The 16,905-nt window shown below is 41.2% G+C and carries 17 protein-coding genes; 6 read left to right on the forward strand and 11 right to left on the reverse strand.

Features of this window, described 5'->3' with window-relative positions; all coding sequences use genetic code 11:
• Positions 1-313 precede the first annotated feature (313 nt).
• Positions 314-1,522, reverse strand: a complete 1,209-nt coding sequence (locus GJU82_RS05715; protein ID WP_153630605.1) for an IS91 family transposase — start codon at positions 1,520-1,522, stop codon at positions 314-316.
• Positions 1,507-2,382: a site-specific integrase gene (locus tag GJU82_RS05720; protein WP_228488754.1), complete on the reverse strand. Its 876-nt coding sequence runs from the start codon at positions 2,380-2,382 to the stop codon at positions 1,507-1,509. The genes GJU82_RS05715 and GJU82_RS05720 overlap by 16 nt, the downstream gene beginning before the upstream one ends.
• 623 nt (positions 2,383-3,005) lie before the next feature.
• Here GJU82_RS05720 and GJU82_RS05725 point away from each other — a divergent pair.
• The 3 genes from GJU82_RS05725 to GJU82_RS05735 all read left to right on the forward strand — a co-directional run bounded on the left by GJU82_RS05725 (position 3,006) and on the right by GJU82_RS05735 (position 4,449).
• Positions 3,006-3,224, forward strand: coding sequence for a hypothetical protein (locus tag GJU82_RS05725; RefSeq protein WP_153631267.1), 219 nt, complete (start codon positions 3,006-3,008; stop codon positions 3,222-3,224).
• A gap of 72 nt (positions 3,225-3,296) precedes the next feature.
• A complete protein-coding gene (locus GJU82_RS05730) occupies positions 3,297-3,587 on the forward strand; it encodes a helix-turn-helix domain-containing protein (RefSeq protein ID WP_153631268.1) in 291 nt (96 codons plus the stop codon).
• A complete protein-coding gene (locus tag GJU82_RS05735; protein ID WP_153631269.1) occupies positions 3,568-4,449 on the forward strand; it encodes a reverse transcriptase family protein in 882 nt (293 codons plus the stop codon). The genes GJU82_RS05730 and GJU82_RS05735 overlap by 20 nt, the downstream gene beginning before the upstream one ends.
• 207 nt (positions 4,450-4,656) lie before the next feature.
• On the opposite strand, the gene GJU82_RS05740 is transcribed toward GJU82_RS05735, so the two are convergent.
• Positions 4,657-5,196: a phage integrase N-terminal SAM-like domain-containing protein gene (locus tag GJU82_RS05740; RefSeq protein WP_228488768.1), complete on the reverse strand. Its 540-nt coding sequence runs from the start codon at positions 5,194-5,196 to the stop codon at positions 4,657-4,659.
• A 288-nt stretch (positions 5,197-5,484) separates the two neighbouring features.
• Here GJU82_RS05740 and GJU82_RS05745 point away from each other — a divergent pair, with 288 nt between their 5' ends.
• Complete coding sequence (locus GJU82_RS05745) at positions 5,485-6,525, forward strand: Fic family protein (RefSeq protein ID WP_153631271.1); 1,041 nt, start codon at positions 5,485-5,487, stop codon at positions 6,523-6,525.
• A 470-nt stretch (positions 6,526-6,995) separates the two neighbouring features.
• Here GJU82_RS05745 and GJU82_RS05750 read toward each other — a convergent pair whose 3' ends face one another.
• The 5 genes from GJU82_RS05750 to GJU82_RS05770 form a co-directional block, all read right to left on the reverse strand.
• Positions 6,996-7,568, reverse strand: a complete 573-nt coding sequence (locus tag GJU82_RS05750) for a phage integrase N-terminal SAM-like domain-containing protein (RefSeq protein WP_153631272.1) — start codon at positions 7,566-7,568, stop codon at positions 6,996-6,998.
• A 360-nt stretch (positions 7,569-7,928) separates the two neighbouring features.
• A complete protein-coding gene (locus GJU82_RS05755; protein ID WP_153631273.1) occupies positions 7,929-8,753 on the reverse strand; it encodes a hypothetical protein in 825 nt (274 codons plus the stop codon).
• A gap of 130 nt (positions 8,754-8,883) precedes the next feature.
• Positions 8,884-10,302 (reverse strand): hypothetical protein, encoded by a 1,419-nt coding sequence (locus GJU82_RS05760; RefSeq protein ID WP_153631274.1) that lies wholly within the window; start codon positions 10,300-10,302, stop codon positions 8,884-8,886.
• A gap of 22 nt (positions 10,303-10,324) precedes the next feature.
• Positions 10,325-12,073: a TonB-dependent receptor domain-containing protein gene (locus GJU82_RS05765; protein WP_153631275.1), complete on the reverse strand. Its 1,749-nt coding sequence runs from the start codon at positions 12,071-12,073 to the stop codon at positions 10,325-10,327.
• Positions 12,074-12,139: 66 nt separating this feature from the next.
• Positions 12,140-12,994 carry a carboxypeptidase-like regulatory domain-containing protein gene (locus GJU82_RS05770; RefSeq protein ID WP_153631276.1) on the reverse strand — a complete coding sequence of 285 codons (855 nt, stop codon included), beginning with the start codon at positions 12,992-12,994 and terminating at the stop codon, positions 12,140-12,142.
• A gap of 316 nt (positions 12,995-13,310) precedes the next feature.
• Here GJU82_RS05770 and GJU82_RS05775 point away from each other — a divergent pair, with 316 nt between their 5' ends.
• A complete protein-coding gene (locus GJU82_RS05775) occupies positions 13,311-13,943 on the forward strand; it encodes an RNA polymerase sigma factor (RefSeq protein WP_153631277.1) in 633 nt (210 codons plus the stop codon).
• 277 nt (positions 13,944-14,220) lie between these two features.
• On the opposite strand, the gene GJU82_RS05780 is transcribed toward GJU82_RS05775, so the two are convergent.
• Positions 14,221-14,484: a hypothetical protein gene (locus GJU82_RS05780; protein WP_194830975.1), complete on the reverse strand. Its 264-nt coding sequence runs from the start codon at positions 14,482-14,484 to the stop codon at positions 14,221-14,223.
• A 404-nt stretch (positions 14,485-14,888) separates the two neighbouring features.
• On the opposite strand from GJU82_RS05780, the gene GJU82_RS05785 reads away from it, so the two are divergent.
• Entirely contained in the window at positions 14,889-15,188 is a 300-nt protein-coding gene (locus GJU82_RS05785) for a hypothetical protein (RefSeq protein WP_153631278.1), read from the forward strand.
• Between the two features lie 328 nt (positions 15,189-15,516).
• On the opposite strand, the gene GJU82_RS05790 is transcribed toward GJU82_RS05785, so the two are convergent.
• Both GJU82_RS05790 and GJU82_RS05795 read right to left on the reverse strand, forming a co-directional pair.
• Positions 15,517-16,005, reverse strand: coding sequence for a threonine/serine exporter family protein (locus tag GJU82_RS05790; RefSeq protein WP_228488583.1), 489 nt, complete (start codon positions 16,003-16,005; stop codon positions 15,517-15,519).
• Between the two features lie 3 nt (positions 16,006-16,008).
• Positions 16,009-16,776 carry a threonine/serine exporter ThrE family protein gene (locus GJU82_RS05795; RefSeq protein WP_153631279.1) on the reverse strand — a complete coding sequence of 256 codons (768 nt, stop codon included), beginning with the start codon at positions 16,774-16,776 and terminating at the stop codon, positions 16,009-16,011.
• Positions 16,777-16,905: the final 129 nt, after the last annotated feature.

A 16,905-nucleotide genomic window follows, 5' to 3' on the forward strand; every position in this document is an offset into this window, starting at 1 on the left:
TGCATACTTACTGCCTTTTTTTAGGGTAACAGCGCTCAAAATGCGCGCTCAATTGTGTTTTAATTCGTGTTGGGCTTAACCGTTGCTGTTCAAAGCTATACACTATGGGGATTGAATGGTTTTCCTGCATCCTTTCCGTTGTTTTTCTGCTGCCGGTTTTGCTATTTTACCTGTTTTGGGGCCGGGACCCGGATATTGGGCACGTTTTTCGTTTTCCACCGGACATACTTTTCCCGTTCAGCCAAAAACAGGGAATTTTTAGCCGGTAAACCGGTTGTGCAATTTTTTCAAAGAACGATTTGCAGGGTAGGCACTATCCGGGTTCCCACGGAACATCTTTCACCAAACCGGCAAAACGCAGCCTTCCTTTTTTACATACCGGGCAGTTGGGCTGCCGGAAGTTTTGGATACATTCCAGGATTTCAGTCCACACCGTATCCTGTCTTTCCCAAACCTGGCCGCCATCTTCCAGTGCCTCTTCTTTCCGGTTTTCGACCTCTTGTGCCAGCAGTTGTTTTGCCGCCAGGATGTTTTGTTTACGGTAACGGCTCGATAAAATTCCATAGTACCGCACTTTAAAAAAGCCCTTTGGCAAAATGTGCAACAAAAACCGGCGGATAAACTCATCCACATCCAGTTTCATTTCCCTGAACCTGCCTGTACGGTAATCTTTCCACGAAAATCGCACTTTGCCATTCTTCACTTCCAAAATCCGCCGGTCGGTAATGGCAATACGAAACACGTAACGCGAAAGGTATTCCAGTATTTTTTCAGGATTGCCCATGGGTGCCTGCACATTCACCACCCAGTCCTTTTTGTATAAAGGCGTGAGGAAGCGGTTAAACTGCACAGGCCCTTTTATGCCTGCCAGTTTGCCGTGAAAATCGAGTTCCCCTTTTTCTTTGGCTTGTTTTAGCAAATACAGAAACTTTCCCCTGAACTTTTTTGCCAATATCTTGCCTGCGATGAAAAAGTTGTTTTTGGCCGGTACATGCACCCAGTGTTCGCGGTCGAAGCCCAGGCCCCCTGCGGGCATGATGCAATGCAGGTGTGGGTGTTCCTTCATGTTCTGCCCCCAGGTATGGAGTACGGTAACCAGGCCAATATCAGCGCCCAGGTGCTTTACGTCACGGGTAAGTTCGAGCAGGGTTTGTGAAACAGCTTTGAACAACAAGCCATACATCACTTTCCTGTTTTGCAGGCAAAGCGGGTTTAACTCATGCGGCAGGGTGAACACCAAATGGTAATACCCCACCGGGAGAAGTTCTTTCATCCGTTTGTCCAGCCATTCCAGTTTTTCTTTTTGCTGGCACACAGGGCAGTGGCGGTTGCGGCAGGAGTTATAAGATTTCTCTGTATAGCTGCAATGGTCGCATTTCTCGAAATGGCTTCCAAGGCCCCCGGTGCGGCACGCCGACAGCAGGTGGATTAAGCTCTGCTGCTCTTTTGTTACCTTGTTTTGGCTGATGTAGTTTCCCCCGTATTCACGCAGTAAACTTCCTACAATTATTTGTTCCTGCATAGCCCCTCCAGTCCTTCCAGCGTGTCCAGCGGGTTTACCACCTGGCTTGTGTTGAGTTGCTGCACGTGGAGGTATTTGAGCGTGTTGCTTAAATCGGAATGCCCCATCAGGCGCTGTATGGCCAGAATGTTGGTGCCCTGTTCGAGGTGGTGCGTGGCAAAACAATGCCGGAAAGTGTGTGGCGTGTAAGGCTTTTTAACCTGTGGCGTGCGGTGCCGTGCATTAATACAAATAGTCCGTACTGCTGTAATGCCCAGGTGGGTACCTTTTCCTCCCGCGCCTTCAAAAAGGTAATGCTGCGGCTTGTACTTTTTGTAATAATCCCTTAAAACAGAAAGTAAAACCGGCGATAGCGGCACTTTACGTTGTTTCAGCCCTTTGCCTTCCTGGATGTTTACCTGCATCCGCCGGCTGTCAATGTCGGTAAGTTTGATGTTTACACTCTCTGATACCCTGGCCCCGGTGGAATAAATGAGCATGATGATAGCGCGGTGCTTGAAGTTGTCAATAGCCCCGAGTACATCGCTCACTTCGTCTTTTGATAAAACCAGCGGGAGTGTTTTGGCAACCTTTGGCGTTGGAAGGTATTCTTTTGCCCACTCCTTATGGTAAATATTTGTAAAGAGGAACCGAAGGGCGTAGTAGCCCATTTTTACACTGCCCGGTTTGTGGTTCCCATCGGTGAGCATACTTTGAAAATAGGCCCTGAGTTCTTCTACTCCCGTGTGTTCCGGGTCTTTTTTGCAAAAGTTACTGTAATCGGCAATGTGCCACCAGTAACTTTTACGGGTCCTTTCACTTAGATTGCGTAAAACCGCTTCCTGTTCAAAGCTTTTTTTAAATTTGTCATAATAATTAATTTTAAATGATTAAATGCCTCAAAGATACTGGTTTTCGGTGGCCTGTAAAACCACCGAACGCCAGTGAGGTTAAGTTCAACACGGTATATAAGCAAGTTTGCCATTAAGGTTACTACTAATTTGAAACATTCTACAAGGCAAACCTGTTCATATACCCAACCGTTGTGCGGCAGCTAAAAAAACACCCGAACATCATTTAACTAAGCAGGACAAACTGACTTTTCAACAAAATTTAAATGAATTGTTGAAAAATATTTTCAAACTTTCTATTAACTATCAGGAATATTTTACTATATTTGCAATGTATTAGTTCTTTGAAAAAATGTTTTGGTGTTTATGGACTTAATGGAGTTCACTTGACTGTCTGAAAAGACAACCCTAACGGGTAAATTAGCGACACTCAATCATTATCCCTGTCAGACTGTCCCTCATAAGACTGAATGATGTGAGATGATATTGATTCAATCGTTATTATGCTATTATTTATTAAAAGCAGGAAATTTAAGTGAGTGTATGAGAACATTGTTTACACATTAAGTGCATAGACTTTAACTACCATTTTATTTACGACAGAGTTGGTTTAGCAGGACAACAATGTCGTTGTTCATTAAAAACAAAGTAAAATGAGTAGATTAAAACAAATCCAAAACATTGATAACTTGGTACAAGGTATCACAGTTATCGCAGAGAGCCAGTGTTCTCTTTCGGAACAAGACAGAGTTGTCTTGAATGAAGTATTAGAAAGACTTCAAAATCTGAAACGGAAAAAAGGTAAGACCAATGAGCAAATTCTTGACGAGTTTGCAAAAGTCATTGAGTTGTTAACCAAGTTTTTCGTTTGAAACCAGAATAGATGTCCAAAGATGCTGATTAAAAAACCGAACACTCCTTAATTTTTTTCAAGCAAATCGAAAATGGATTTAGGTAACGTCATAAAAAATATTAGAAAGCAAAAAGGGCTAACTCAAAACGAGTTTGCCTCTTTATGCGGTATTACTCAAACTTATCTTTCACAAATTGAAGGAAACTTGAAAGAACCCACTCTTTCTACTTTAAAAGCAATTAGTGAAAAACTAAATATTCCATTACCAATCTTATTCTTTTTATCAATGACTGAAGATGATGTTCAGCCGAATAAAAGGAAGGCGTTTGAAATAGTTAGTCCTTCTGTAAAATCATTCGTAAATGAATTCTTCGCAGTATAAAAAGAATGAGTTCAAAAAACTATGTGCAGCTATTGGCTTTAAACCAAAAGATGTTGAGACATTAATCTCCAACATTGATAGCTTTTATAAAGAATGGGTTGAAAAGAAAACAGATAAGAAAACAGGAGACTTAAAAAAATACAAGGACGGGACAGTAAAGAAAAGAATTATTCGTCCATCATTAATGGAGCTAAAAGCTATTCAAGGAAATATCAAGAATAAGATTTTAGTTCCCATTCCTCTTCCTGACTGTGTTCACGGTGGCGTAAAAGGACGAAGCAACATAACAAATGCAAAACCTCACCAGGGGAATAAGTTTCAATTTACAACAGATTTACAAGAGTTTTATCCTAACATTAGTTCAAAAAGAGTGTATGAAACTTTTGTAAAACTGAAATTTTCACCACACTTTTCTCATTGGCTGACCAAGTTGACAACTTGGAAGTTTGAATTACCACAAGGAACACCTACAAGCACTCATATTGCGAACCTCGTTTTTCTTGAAACAGACTTACAACTAATTGAACTTTGCAAAAAGCACGAAATTACCTACACAAGATATGTGGATGATTTGACTTTTTCATCTCAGAAGGATTTTCGCCCTTTATTAAATGACATTCTAAAAATTGTGACATCAAACGGTTTCAAACTAAGTTATAGAAAGACAAAGTATAGCGGGAATCAAACCGTGACAGGTATTAGCGTTTTGTTAAATAAGATTGATGCCCCTGAAAAAATAATAGAAAAGGCGAACATTGAAAAAGAATCCAACTCTGAAGTAAAACCATTTACGAACTATTTAAATAACATTAGAAAGACAAATAATCAGACTAAAAAGAAAGCCGACCGCACAACATTTTAGGAATTAAGGCACAGTTGGGCCCTGAAAAAAGCCAGTAGGTTGATTTACCTGCTGCCTTTTTTTAGGGTAACAGCGCTCAAAATGCGCGCTCAATTGTGTTTTAATTCGTGTTGGGCTTAACCGTTGCTGTTCAAAGCTATACACTATGGGGATTGAATGGTTTTCCTGCATCCTTTCCGTTGTTTTTCTGCTGCCGGTTTTGCTATTTTACCTGTTTTGGGGCCGGGACCCGGATATTGGGCACGTTTTTCGTTTCCACACTACTTTGCCTTCCTGGATGTTTACCTGCATCCGTCGGCTGTCAATGTCGGTAAGTTTGATGTTTACACTCTCTGATACCCTGGCCCCGGTGGAATAAATGAGCATGATGATAGCGCGGTGCTTGAAGTTGTCAATAGCCCCGAGTACATCGCTCACTTCGTCTTTTGATAAAACCAGCGGGAGTGTTTTGGCAACCTTTGGCGTTGGAAGGTATTCTTTTGCCCACTCCTTATGGTAAATATTTGTAAAGAGGAACCGAAGGGCGTAGTAGCCCATTTTTACACTGCCCGGTTTGTGGTTCCCATCGGTGAGCATACTTTGAAAATAGGCCCTGAGTTCTTCTACTCCCGTGTGTTCCGGGTCTTTTTTGCAAAAGTTACTGTAATCGGCAATGTGCCACCAGTAACTTTTACGGGTCCTTTCACTTAGATTGCGTAAAACCGCTTCCTGTTCAAAGCTTTTTTTAAATTTGTCATAATAATTAATTTTAAATGATTAAATGCCTCAAAGATACTGGTTTTCGGTGGCCTGTAAAACCACCGAACGCCAGTGAGGTTAAGTTCAACACGGTACATATTGCAGGGCGGGGTTCGGTGGTACGCCAACTGCGGATTCTCGTTTCGCAGTTCCGTGTCCTTCGGACAGGAACGCGCTCCGAAATCGGCAACTAACCATACCGCCGACCGTTGTAGCTCATTTTGAAAAAAGAATCAGCTCATAAATATTGCATAATTGAGCCGCATTTAATACTTTAGTGAGCTAAATAAATTGACAATGAAAAACAAAAGAGACTCCGAAATACTAAATTTCATTCTAAAAAATAAAGAATGTTCCTCTAAAGAAATTCATGAAGGAATTTCAGTTTCATTGAGTTATGCAACCGTTAAAAGAATTTTATTAAATCTTACTTCTCAAAACCTAATTTCAAAAGTCGGACAAGGAAAAGCCACAAAATATATCATCTCTCCTACTTACGAATTACTTAAACCTGTTGACATTGAAGAATACTATAAAAAGGAGATTGACGAAAGAACAATCAATGAAAATTTCAATTTAAACCTAATTTCGGAAACCCTTTTAAACACAGGACTTTTTACCGAAAATGAGATTATTAAATTGACGGAACTTCAAAATACTTATGAAAAAAATCTTTCTCAACTTTCAGAATTTGAGTACAAAAAAGAATTGGAACGACTGGCAATCGATTTGAGCTGGAAATCTTCTCAAATTGAAGGAAACACATATTCACTGCTCGAAACTGAAAGATTGCTAAAGGAAAAAGAAACTGCTTCAGGAAAAACAAAAGAAGAAGCAACGATGCTTCTAAACCATAAAGATGCGATTGATTTTATCATTGAAAATCCTGATTATTTAATTCCGTTGACTGTTTCAAAAATTGAGGACATTCATAGTATCTTAATCAAAGAATTAGCAATTGACAGGAATATTCGAAAAAGAAGAGTCGGTATTTCAGGGACAAATTATCGTCCGTTAGACAATGAATTTCAAATCAGGGAATCATTGATAAATATGTGCGATTTGGTAAACGGCAAAAGCAATATTTTCGAAAAAGCACTTTTGACATTGGTGTTAATTTCTTATATCCAACCATTTGTTGATGGGAATAAAAGGACAGCAAGAATTGTAAGTAATGCAATTCTGATGAACAACAAATATTGCCCGATTTCATTTAGAACTGTTGATTCCGTGGAATATAAAAAGGCGTTGTTACTGTTTTATGAGCAAAATAATATATCTGTGTTCAAAGAGATTTTTATAAATCAATTTGAATTTGCAGTGAATACATATTTTTAAAAAGAAAAAAACGAGCTACAATAAATAGGACTCTGAGCGGTCTGCAAGGCCCAGCGATGAGTCGGTGTTGAACTACACCAGCCGGGCTCAGAGCTATGTACTTTCTGAAGGTTTTTAGTATTTTTTGAAGAAGAATAATGAAGGTGTTCTTTGACGTATTGCAGGTTTTTACGCTTTTACACGCCATTGGCACAGGCAAGTTGGTGCTTGTACCCTGCTTTTTTGCCATTCTTGCTGGTATTATGGCATAACTTTCCCGGTTGCACCGGGAGCGCAAATTTGAAAGTTCCTTAGATTTGTTTTACCCGTTTTTTAAAAGTGTCTCCTGTGGGGGAACGTATCCGGGCAATTCTCTTATGATAACCATCCGCCCGGTTTTACATACGGGACAAATACAGGGATTTACGCCAGTCAGCCTTGCAAAGCGTTCAACATTTGTTTCAGGCGTTTTTTGTTGTTTGATAAGCGCATCAATACCGGGCTTCTCTTCCGCGGTAAATTGTAAAGCCAGGTTTTGTTTGGCGGATGTGGATAGTCTTCCGCTGAAAATCCACATCCGGGATTTTCAGGTTAATCACTTCCTGGCCACGCAGTCCGGCCGAGTAAATCAAGGTCAACACAATTCGTTGTTTGAGAAGCGTTGGGGCGCTGAAAAGCTCTTTAAGTTCCAGTTGGTTGAGGATAACGGGAAGTTTGGTATTTCCTTTTAGCGATGGCAAAGCGATAGCATTTTTGTTCATCCCCAGCAAACGGTAATAGTAACGCAACCCGTACACCATGTGTTTAAAACTGCTGCGTGAAGGGGATTTGGGGTCGCGGGCCAATGCAGCCAGGTACTCGTTAATTTCATCCGGGTCGATCTGCTCGGGCAGCTTGCCGAAATGAACCACAAACAGCGCAATACGCCGGATATAATTATTTAATGTACTTTTGCTCTGTCCGCGCAAAGTAACCTGTTGCTCCAGCTTGCGGACAACTTTTTCAAACTCAGGAACAAGCATAATGGCCTGCCCAACAATAGTAAAACCCGATTTCTTTCTCATAATCTGAAATTTTTATGGTAAATAATCTCGGAGTATAGGAAGAATCGGGTAATTTTGAAAGAGCTACCCGCGAAGGCGGGTTTAGTTCAACACACAATATAAAACGTTGTGCCGCATACAAGAAAGCCCTGCTACTATGGAAACAAATGAAAAAGACTCCTAAAAGAGAATATAGAATTCGTTCAGCCAAGAGTTGGATAAAAACATATACTGGGAAAAACGTGGTTAAAGGATATTCAAAAAAATACTCTGTTGACAAATTATGTGCTGTTTCAAAATGTGTGTCTGAGTAGCCAAAAAAGAACTTAATCTAAAAAATTTTATTGGTTCTGTAATTATCGAGATCAAGCTGCAATGTGGTTAAAAAGGGGATAATCTGGATTTGATGACTAAATTACCTTTTTTTATTATCCCGTATAGATTGTTTGTTTCATAGCGATCCCATGCAATGCCTTGTCCTTCTGAGGTGATTTTTAAAATCTTTTTCAACGCAAGAATCGATCCCATCTTTGGTAATTGCAGGACATAGACCCTGGCACTGTCGTGACCGGTTACATATAAATTGCCATCAGGTCCCCAGGAACCGCCCGAGCAACTCATTGGTTTGAATTCCTGCAGAATGGTCTCCGGTAATGTCCAGGATTCCTGTTCATGCCAGTTTTTATCGAACTTTACCAATACGGTCCACCTGTTATTTTTGTTTGTCAGCGGTTCTAATTTGTCATAATGGGCAAAGCAGACCCACCAATAATCGTTGTAATAGTCGGCCCAGGTACAGGACCCATATTTTATCCCAAAACTGTGGGAACCGAGATGTTCAAGATTTTCCGTATCAAAGATCTCAATTGAACTGGTCATTGGGATTTCCGGATAATTTGAATGGGCGCAGTAAAGTTTGCCATTGACGACTACCCCACCATCGAAATGGATGATCTGTCCTGAATCGTCCTTCCATTCGGCAACAAGATCACCGTTTTTTTTACTGTATTTTCCAATTCCTTTTGTATTAATGGCATAAAAATAAGCCGAATCAATCGCAATACCCTGCCTTGCTTCCCGGATTTCATAGGTCTGTACTGTTTTGAAGGTGGCATTCTCAGTTTGGGAAAACGAAATGTTTGTAATCAACAAAAAAAGCAGGAATATGATGATTCTTGTTTGATGTAATATTTTATTGTCTTTCATAAATGAACCTGGATTGATAAATCAAACTGCTGCAAAATTACCTCTTTATTCTTTCCCGATAGGACTATATCTCCGTCGATTTTAGTCAGAGCTCCCTATCTTCTTTATTTTTTATTTTTCCTGATAGGGACTAATCCGGGAATAACTGAACCCATCGTCCGTCGAAGCCTCCATCGCTGGTATTCCAGTTCGCATATTCCTCTTTGCCCAGAAATATTCCCCTGTTTTCCAGCTCGTCCTCAACAGAACTATCTCCCCGGGTACCATTATGGGCAAAATAAAGATGTTGAAACCATGGTTCAGGTCCCAACTCGGAATAGAAGTTATCGCCTTCCGTACCATAAATATATACTCCCCAAAACCAGTGTTTCCGGATATAACCTTTCCGGTCTTCGTGGGGATCCTGGGTATCCAGTGCGGTGTAATAGAAGGTTGTTACTCCGGTTAAAACTTCCGGGGTGCCGTTCTCACCCGTAACCGGGGTCACCATATTGACGGAGAGATCATCTTTCCAATTGGCGGGATCCAGGTGGCTGGGGATAATGTCAGCCAGATCCTGCAGTTCATAGGTAATTCTTTTTACTTCAGACATGGAAACGCCTGAATACTGATCTTTCCCGGAAGCCAGGCTTGAGGCATTGTCATTTTGTATGGCCTGCGCATTCCAGAAACTCGTTGCCTCGGTATCATTCTGATCAACAAAAATATAATGGAACAGGCTTTTGCCTTCGTTATTAATATCGACTTTTGCCGTTGCATTATTCGCATTTAGTTCCGTGATATCCGACCAGCTCTCCTCTACAAAATGCAACTCTGCCTGCGACGGGTTGAACAGGTTGAAATCCCAGTCCGCCTGCCAGATCATCACATGTTTCCCGGCAGATGTTGTCATGAAGTTAAGATCCGGATCAGGATATTCCCTGGCGTTGTGCAGGCTGTGCCGGGTAATGACCACGTAGTTAATTTCCTCACCGGAGCCAGGTCCGCCATGAACATTGTCAATTCTTATCTCTATCCGTTCCCAGTCGTGTATTTCGTAGCGTTGCTTGGCATGATATACATGGTAGAGCAAAATAATACTATTGGTTTGGAGGGAATGATCGTAAAAAAGAATGGCTGCCGAATACAGTGTCGGCCTGATCTGCCAGTCGGGGTGTTCACCCTGGTTGACATATTTTTTTAATTCATCACTCCAGTTCTCTTTATTATTGGCCAGGTAATTGTCCTGGTCGTAATTGAAGTTGGTGATCCAGTCATGGCCTTTGTGATTATCGTCATATTCATTCGCTTGTTTGAAAATTACGGGCGAATAATAATGCAGATAAGACCGGATTTGTCCATAAGATAATCCCGCGATCGGTTCAGATGTGCTGACGAACTGATCCGGTAGTTCTGCTGCGGTTGCCTGTCTGTTCACCTCCCACCGATCATTTGTACAGGCCTGCATTCCTGATAAAAAACAGCATGCAAGGAACAGAAGGAATATTCCCTGCATAGCATGTTTTGAGATAAATAAATATTCTTTGTGTCCGATTCCAGATCTTTTCATACAACAGGTATTTTAGAAATCGTTAAAGTTTAAAAGAGAGTCCTATAGTACCGTATCTTCCAAATTTTGCCCATTGCTGAAGCTTGGCATAATCGGCTGATGGTTTTCCGTAAATCTGTCGTTCTTCCTGATCGGTCAGGTTATTAAGCTGAAGGAAAGCAGACAAATTTTTCGTAATTCTTTGCTTCACCGATAAATCAAGATGATATTCCTGCTTAAAATAGGAATCGGTATATTTATCGTCACCCACACTTTGCAGGATATCGTCCCTGAAATTATTCGAAATAACGAACGACAAACCTATTTTCGGATTATCATACATCAATGCAAAGTTTGCGATATTTTCCGGACTGTATCCCATCGGTAAGTTTCTTCCGTTAACTTCTATTTCAGCTTTTGTATAAGTGTAATTGGCATAAATGCTGAAATAATCCAGGAAAGGCACGTTGAGAAAATTAAGTCGCTGATTCAGGGCAAGTTCAAAACCATAAACTGTAGCATCGTCATCGCCGTTAACCGGCATGGTTATCTCGTAGACCGGTGATCCTCCTTCATACGGCAATGTTTCGGTATGGGTTGAATTCAGGATAATATCAGCCATTTTTTTATAATAGACTCCTGCGCTGAAAAACCCCAAAGATGATGTATAACTCTCGAACATCAAATCAAAATTATTGGAAGTGGTTGGATCAAGTTCCGGATTGCCCCTTTCTATTTCCCTCGAATCATCATCCCTAAACTCGTAGGGGACCAATGAAACATAATCAGGCCGGGAAATCCCCGATGAATAAGCCAACCTCAGGTTCATTTTATCGTTGAACCGGTAAGTAAAATGGGCAGAGGGCAATAAATTTGAGTAGCTTGCATCTGATTCATTTTGGTTAGTGGACGCGATGGCCAGTGTCTGGTATTTATTCGTGGTTTTTTCGAACCTTAACCCGGCAAGAATGGTAAATTTTTCAGTCAGGTTCAGCGTTGTCATCCCGTAGGCAGCCCATATATCCTCACTGGCATCATAATTGTCATCCGTTTTGTCGAGGTACTCGGCCTTTTCTGCTCCCAAATACCCTGTATCATCCGGGTCTGCAATCACATCGATAAAACCAAATTCCGCTTCGCCAAGTGTGTGTTCTTCAGGAAAATCCTTTAATTGCAATCTCCGGGCTGTATATTTTGCATCTTTATTTAAATATTTTCCGCCAAATTTTAATGTACTCATTTCGTCGGTCAGGTAATAGGGAATTTCAATATTTACCATCCCCGAAATGTCTTCATCTTCTTTCAGGTTATCGTCAACGCGAATGCGGTTGAGTGTGAGCACATCTTCCTGGGTAAATTTTGTATTCGGGCTAAATTCTTTTATTTCATCGTTAGTGTAACCCGAGAAATCAAAATCACGCTGAAACCTGAAATAAGTCCTCGCAGGCATATCTTCTTTGGCTTTAATCCAACTTCCTGTATAATCAAGCTTTATGCCGTTAAAATCATGGTTTCCCCCAAACATAATGCTGTTTAAATACTGATCTTCGACCCGGTTTCTGGTTTCTTTTGTTTCCTCGTTATCATCGATGACCCATTCGTTTTTCCGCCTGATCTCTTTATCAAAATACCTGTTGTAGTTGGCATTCACGTATATTCTGTTAAATTTATCAAATTTATACTCCGTGTTCAGATTAAACCCGGTCCGCTCCCTTAATACGTCATAATCGTTGGAGTGTTGGGCAAAAATATGCCCGGCCATGATATCATCGTATTCCAGTTCTTTTAACAACGAACCGCGATTGGTCTTATAATAACTTGCAACAAACAGTACCCCGAGTTTTTTATCAAAGAACCGCTAGCCGACAACCCCCGAAAGATCGACAATATCTTTACCATATTCTTCGAAATAAGAATGCTGGTCATTATAACCTGCCCCGGCATTTATGGCAAGAATACCTTTGTCGGGCGCTTGTTTCATCTGGAAATTAATATTACCGCCAATGGCGTCTCCGTCAATATCGGGCGTTAACGCTTTTGTTACAACAATATTTTCCATCAGTTCCTGGTTAAGCAGATCCAGTCCGACAGCCCTCCCCTCGCCGGGGTCCGGCGCAGGAATCCGTTGACCGTTCACTGTCAGTGAGTTATATTTGGGACCCATACCCCGAATCTGTACCAGTTCGCCTTCGCCCTGATCATAAGAAATAGATATACCCGGAATGCGGGCAACCGTTTCCGCAGCGTTCCTGTCGGGGAAAACCTGGAATTGCTCAGACGACACAACATTTTTTATGTTGGGGGCATTCTTTTGCTCGTTCAGTGCTTTTGCCTGTCCGCGTGTCAGCTGACCGTAAACAGTGACACCCCCCAGTCTTTTTTCAGATTCCTTTAAAGCGAAGTCGACAACAGTAACCTGGTTTGCTTCAACGGTGACGTCCAGAACTTTTTTCTCATATCCGAGGTATGAAGCACTAATCTGATAGGTTCCGGGCTGTACCCCCGAAATCGTATAGTTGCCCTGTAAATCTGCTGAAGCGCCCAGCGAAGTATTCAGTAATATAACATTGGCGCCGATAAGAGGGGTTCCGGATGACTCTTCAATTAATTTACCTACAATTTTCCCTTTAGATTGAGCAAATGTGTTTGAGAGACCCAGTATGCTGAAAAGCCCTATCCAGATAAGTAACAAATTAAACTTAAATCGAGTCATAATTTTTTTTATTTTTTATTGTTATGTTAATAACTATATTTCGTGCCGATTTTAGGAATTAAATCATTCGCAATTTTTTATTCTTTTTACATTAAATATTTTCTTGGGAGTTATGTTCCCTCTAACTAAATAAAAGATTTTGCGCTTCTGTTTTGGGGCAACAAAAAAATTACATTTTTATTTTGATCCTATTACGAACCAGACATAAAATTGAATATCAATATATTATGTCTATACATTTTTTTTATTTTATTTAAAAGATATTTTATTTAGATCTGTTTAACAGGGAAGATTTTCTTCTTAACCGTTATGAAACATGATTGATTTACCTTTGCATCAACATTTTTATAGAATTGTACTTCAGATGACGGACAATGAGGCTATAGTTATGTCTGACAAAGAATTAATAGAAAAGATCTCACAAAAGAAGGATGAAGGAGCTTTTACGATATTTTACAATAAATATTATCGATTATTGTACAAATGGGCATTCCGAAAAACGAGTGATTTGGAACTGGCGAATGAAATCACACAGTATTTTTGGATCACGTTTTGGGAGGAACCGGGAATCATTAAAACAGACGCTAACGACTCAGCCAACAAGTTTTTGCTTCATCATTTTACCTACCGAATGCTCGATTTCTTAAAATCACCCTATGTCAAAACTTTATCAGATGCCGGCAGAATATCTTTTGAGGAATTAGAAAATGAACTGTCCTATACGCACGTATCGGGGGAATACGAAATAAAAGAATTTGAATCTGTCGTTACAGATTTTTTTAATGATATGCCAGATAAGATGGGAGAGATTTTCATGATGCGTTACTGGGACGGATATACCATCAGGGAAACCGCGGAAATATTGAAAATAAATGAAAGGACGGTCAAATATAAATCGAAACATGCCGTTGACGCCATCAAAAAAATGATGGATAAAAAGAATGTATAGATACCGGATCATAGATTCCGGGTTATTCTAAGTTGTCAGAGTCGTTTTTCTTCTGTCAGCTGATAAGATAATCTAATCATGAAACCCGACTAATTTGGGCTGTAATATGATATTATTTGCAAAGTCCCTTAGGATAATTAGTTTGTAAATTGCTAAGAAAAAGGCATCATCCTGTTAGGATAAATAATATCGAAAGTTTCCTTTGGTGTTTTGCCGAAAAAGTGGTAACATTGCACCCGCTTTTGACCGCTAGCGGTCAAAAAAAAGGTCCCATAGCTCAGTTGGTTAGATCACCTGACTCATAATCAAGGAGTCCTTGGTTCAAGCCCAGGTGGGTACCTTTTCCTCCCGCGCCTTCAAAAAGGTAATGCCCGGGTTTGTACTTTTTGTAATAATCCCTTAAAACAGAAAGTAAAACCGGCGATAGCGGCACTTTACGTTGTTTCAGCCCTTTGCCTTCCTGGATGTTTACCTGCATCCGCCGGCTGTCAATGTCGGTAAGTTTGATGTTTACACTCCCTGTTCCGGGTCTTTTTTGCAAAAGCTACTGTAACCGGCAATGTGCCACCAGTAACTTTTACGGGTCCTTTCACTTAGATTCCGTAAAACCGCTTCCTGTTCAAATCTTTTTTTAAATTTGTCATCATACGTTATTTTTATTATAGTTCTTAAAAATAGACTTGTAAAGTCGTTTTAGTCAGCGATAAGCAGAAGGAAATCACCTTCTGGTCGGAAAAATGCAACTGTAAGTCCGAAAAACGGCCATGTTAATCGGAAAAATGCATTTGTAAGGTTGTAAAATGGAGATGTAAGCATGGAAAACCCATCTGCAACTCCGAAAAAGGGAAATGTAAGTCGGAAAAACGCAATTGTAAGTCTGGAAAACAGGACTGTAAAAGCGAATTACCAATTTGTAATTTATTATAAACCTTTAAAAATTAAATTATGGCATCAAGGACCAAACTTACCGACGCTTCAACCGATACCGACATACAAACAAAACTTTCAAGATTGAAAATATCCATAGACGACTTGAACGCAGCCAATACCCTGATAACTGAATTAGAAGCATCAAGGGCAGTTTACTTGAAAGAAAAGGGAGAGTCTCAGGATGCAACCAAGATAAAAGATGCCGCAATTGGCAAGATAGATGAGTGGATGAGCGAGTTTTATGCAGTAGCACGTATTGGATTGGAAGATAATCCACAGCTATTAGAAGCCTTGGGCAAAACTGTGAAAAGTTAGTGGTATTGCCCACACTATTTGCAAGCACATCCAGCAAACCCCACAGGCCAACGCCAGACCAAAATTTGCGGGAAGAGCTTACAAAGCCAGCCCAATTGTGTTTTAATTCGTGTTGGGCTTAACCGTGCAGGGACGGTATGATTTTATTTGTCCTCCGGCACAGGCTTTCAGGTTGCATTCCCAATTGAAGAATTCGGAGCTGCATATGACGATTGCCGGACACTCTTCAACGGATGAGGAGACGAAAAAAGCCTCGATTAGTGAACTGAAAAGGATAACGTCCACGGACAAATAACCTGTTGTATTTAGCAAGTGCTAAAAATGAAAGCTATTTAATAATCTTAATCTTCTTCGCTGACTCCTTGCGGGTAATCAACATGGGAATGGCGACACCGGCTGCCAGCGATAACAAGATAAAAAGTGTTTTAAGGCCATTGCTTACTGCCGAATTCAACACATCGCTGTAGCTTTCGGCGCCTGTGTTACCAGCCAGTTTAATCAGTCCCAGCATCATCCGGTAGGCAAATGCTCCGGGAACCATGGGAATAACGGCCGGAATGGAAAAGACCAACGGCGGCGCATGTTTGTTGTGGGCCGCCGGAATGCTCAGAATACCAACTACGACGGCACCGGCCAACGATGCCAGGATAATATTTCCGCCGAAGAAAAGCACCAGCAATTTGGTTATTCCGCCCAGTGCGCCCAACAGCCAAATGAATGGCAAAGTCCGCTGCGGCACATTAAACAATATGGCAAACCCCAGGGCTGCAAATCCCAGCCAAACGCCCATCTCCGGAAAATGATACCACTCCGTCATCGCTTAAATATTATAGATTAACATGGCTCCTAACATCCCCAACGCAATGGCAAATGAGATAATCATCCCGTTTGCGCCACGAACCAGGCCATTCATAATGTTTCCGTCAATCAAGTCGGTAAACGAATTGATTAGCGGTACACCGGGAATCAGAAACAGCACCGATGTGGCAAAGGCCAGTTCCGGATCGGCGCCCAGCCCCCATTTTACCGATGCGCCGGAAATCAACGATGCTGCCAGTGAACCGAAAAAGACACACATGTACCCGTTGAATGCATGTTTGTCACTCTCCTGCCGCACATATAAACCAGCAAACGTTGCCGTGAAAGCCACAGCCATTTCAATGGCCTCGCCACCAAACAAGCGGCAAAACGACGCTCCGGCCAAACTGACCAGTAACAAAATCACCAATCGCGGATAGTGCGGCAAACTTCGCAAACGCTCAATCTCTGCATTAATTTGCGGAATGTCCCACTCCTCTTCCACTACGCGCCAGCTCATCCGGCTAATGCCTGATACCACCTTGAAATTGACACCATGCGGTGAAGTCCGTTTCAGGCTGCTGAAAAAATATTGCGATTCCTCTTCCACCAACGTCAGCATCAAGGCCCGGTGCGTCACCAACAACTCGGAAGTGTAGCCCAATGCTTCGGCAATCCGCGAAATGGTCACCCGAATCCGGCCGGTACTGGCTCCGGAGCTCATCAACAAGGCTCCTGTCTCCAAAAGTGTTGAAGCCAGTTTCTTGGTACGATTGTTCACTTTCTCCATAATTTCAGGACTCAGTCGGATTAATTTCCAACTACAAAATTAGGGCATTCCTTTGGAAACAGCGGGATCGGTTTTCATTTTTAACGATAAGTTGATTTAATTCCATGCTTTACTGAATTGGGGGCTGTT

The organism is Prolixibacter sp. SD074 (genome assembly GCF_009617895.1).
GTDB lineage: Bacteria > Bacteroidota > Bacteroidia > Bacteroidales > Prolixibacteraceae > Prolixibacter.

Bases quoted from the DNA above. Each gene is read 5' to 3' on its own strand.
- GJU82_RS05715 (WP_153630605.1), bottom strand. From the start codon at position 1,522: ATGCAGGAACAAATAATTGTAGGAAGTTTACTGCGTGAATACGGGGGA.
- GJU82_RS05725 (WP_153631267.1), top strand. From the start codon at position 3,006: ATGAGTAGATTAAAACAAATCCAAAACATTGATAACTTGGTACAAGGT.
- GJU82_RS05730 (WP_153631268.1), top strand. From the start codon at position 3,297: ATGGATTTAGGTAACGTCATAAAAAATATTAGAAAGCAAAAAGGGCTA.
- GJU82_RS05735 (WP_153631269.1), top strand. From the start codon at position 3,568: ATGAATTCTTCGCAGTATAAAAAGAATGAGTTCAAAAAACTATGTGCA.
- GJU82_RS05745 (WP_153631271.1), top strand. From the start codon at position 5,485: ATGAAAAACAAAAGAGACTCCGAAATACTAAATTTCATTCTAAAAAAT.
- GJU82_RS05750 (WP_153631272.1), bottom strand. From the start codon at position 7,568: ATGAGAAAGAAATCGGGTTTTACTATTGTTGGGCAGGCCATTATGCTT.
- GJU82_RS05755 (WP_153631273.1), bottom strand. From the start codon at position 8,753: ATGAAAGACAATAAAATATTACATCAAACAAGAATCATCATATTCCTG.
- GJU82_RS05760 (WP_153631274.1), bottom strand. From the start codon at position 10,302: ATGAAAAGATCTGGAATCGGACACAAAGAATATTTATTTATCTCAAAA.
- GJU82_RS05770 (WP_153631276.1), bottom strand. From the start codon at position 12,994: ATGACTCGATTTAAGTTTAATTTGTTACTTATCTGGATAGGGCTTTTC.
- GJU82_RS05775 (WP_153631277.1), top strand. From the start codon at position 13,311: ATGATTGATTTACCTTTGCATCAACATTTTTATAGAATTGTACTTCAG.
- GJU82_RS05785 (WP_153631278.1), top strand. From the start codon at position 14,889: ATGGCATCAAGGACCAAACTTACCGACGCTTCAACCGATACCGACATA.
- GJU82_RS05790 (WP_228488583.1), bottom strand. From the start codon at position 16,005: ATGACGGAGTGGTATCATTTTCCGGAGATGGGCGTTTGGCTGGGATTT.
- GJU82_RS05795 (WP_153631279.1), bottom strand. From the start codon at position 16,776: ATGGAGAAAGTGAACAATCGTACCAAGAAACTGGCTTCAACACTTTTG.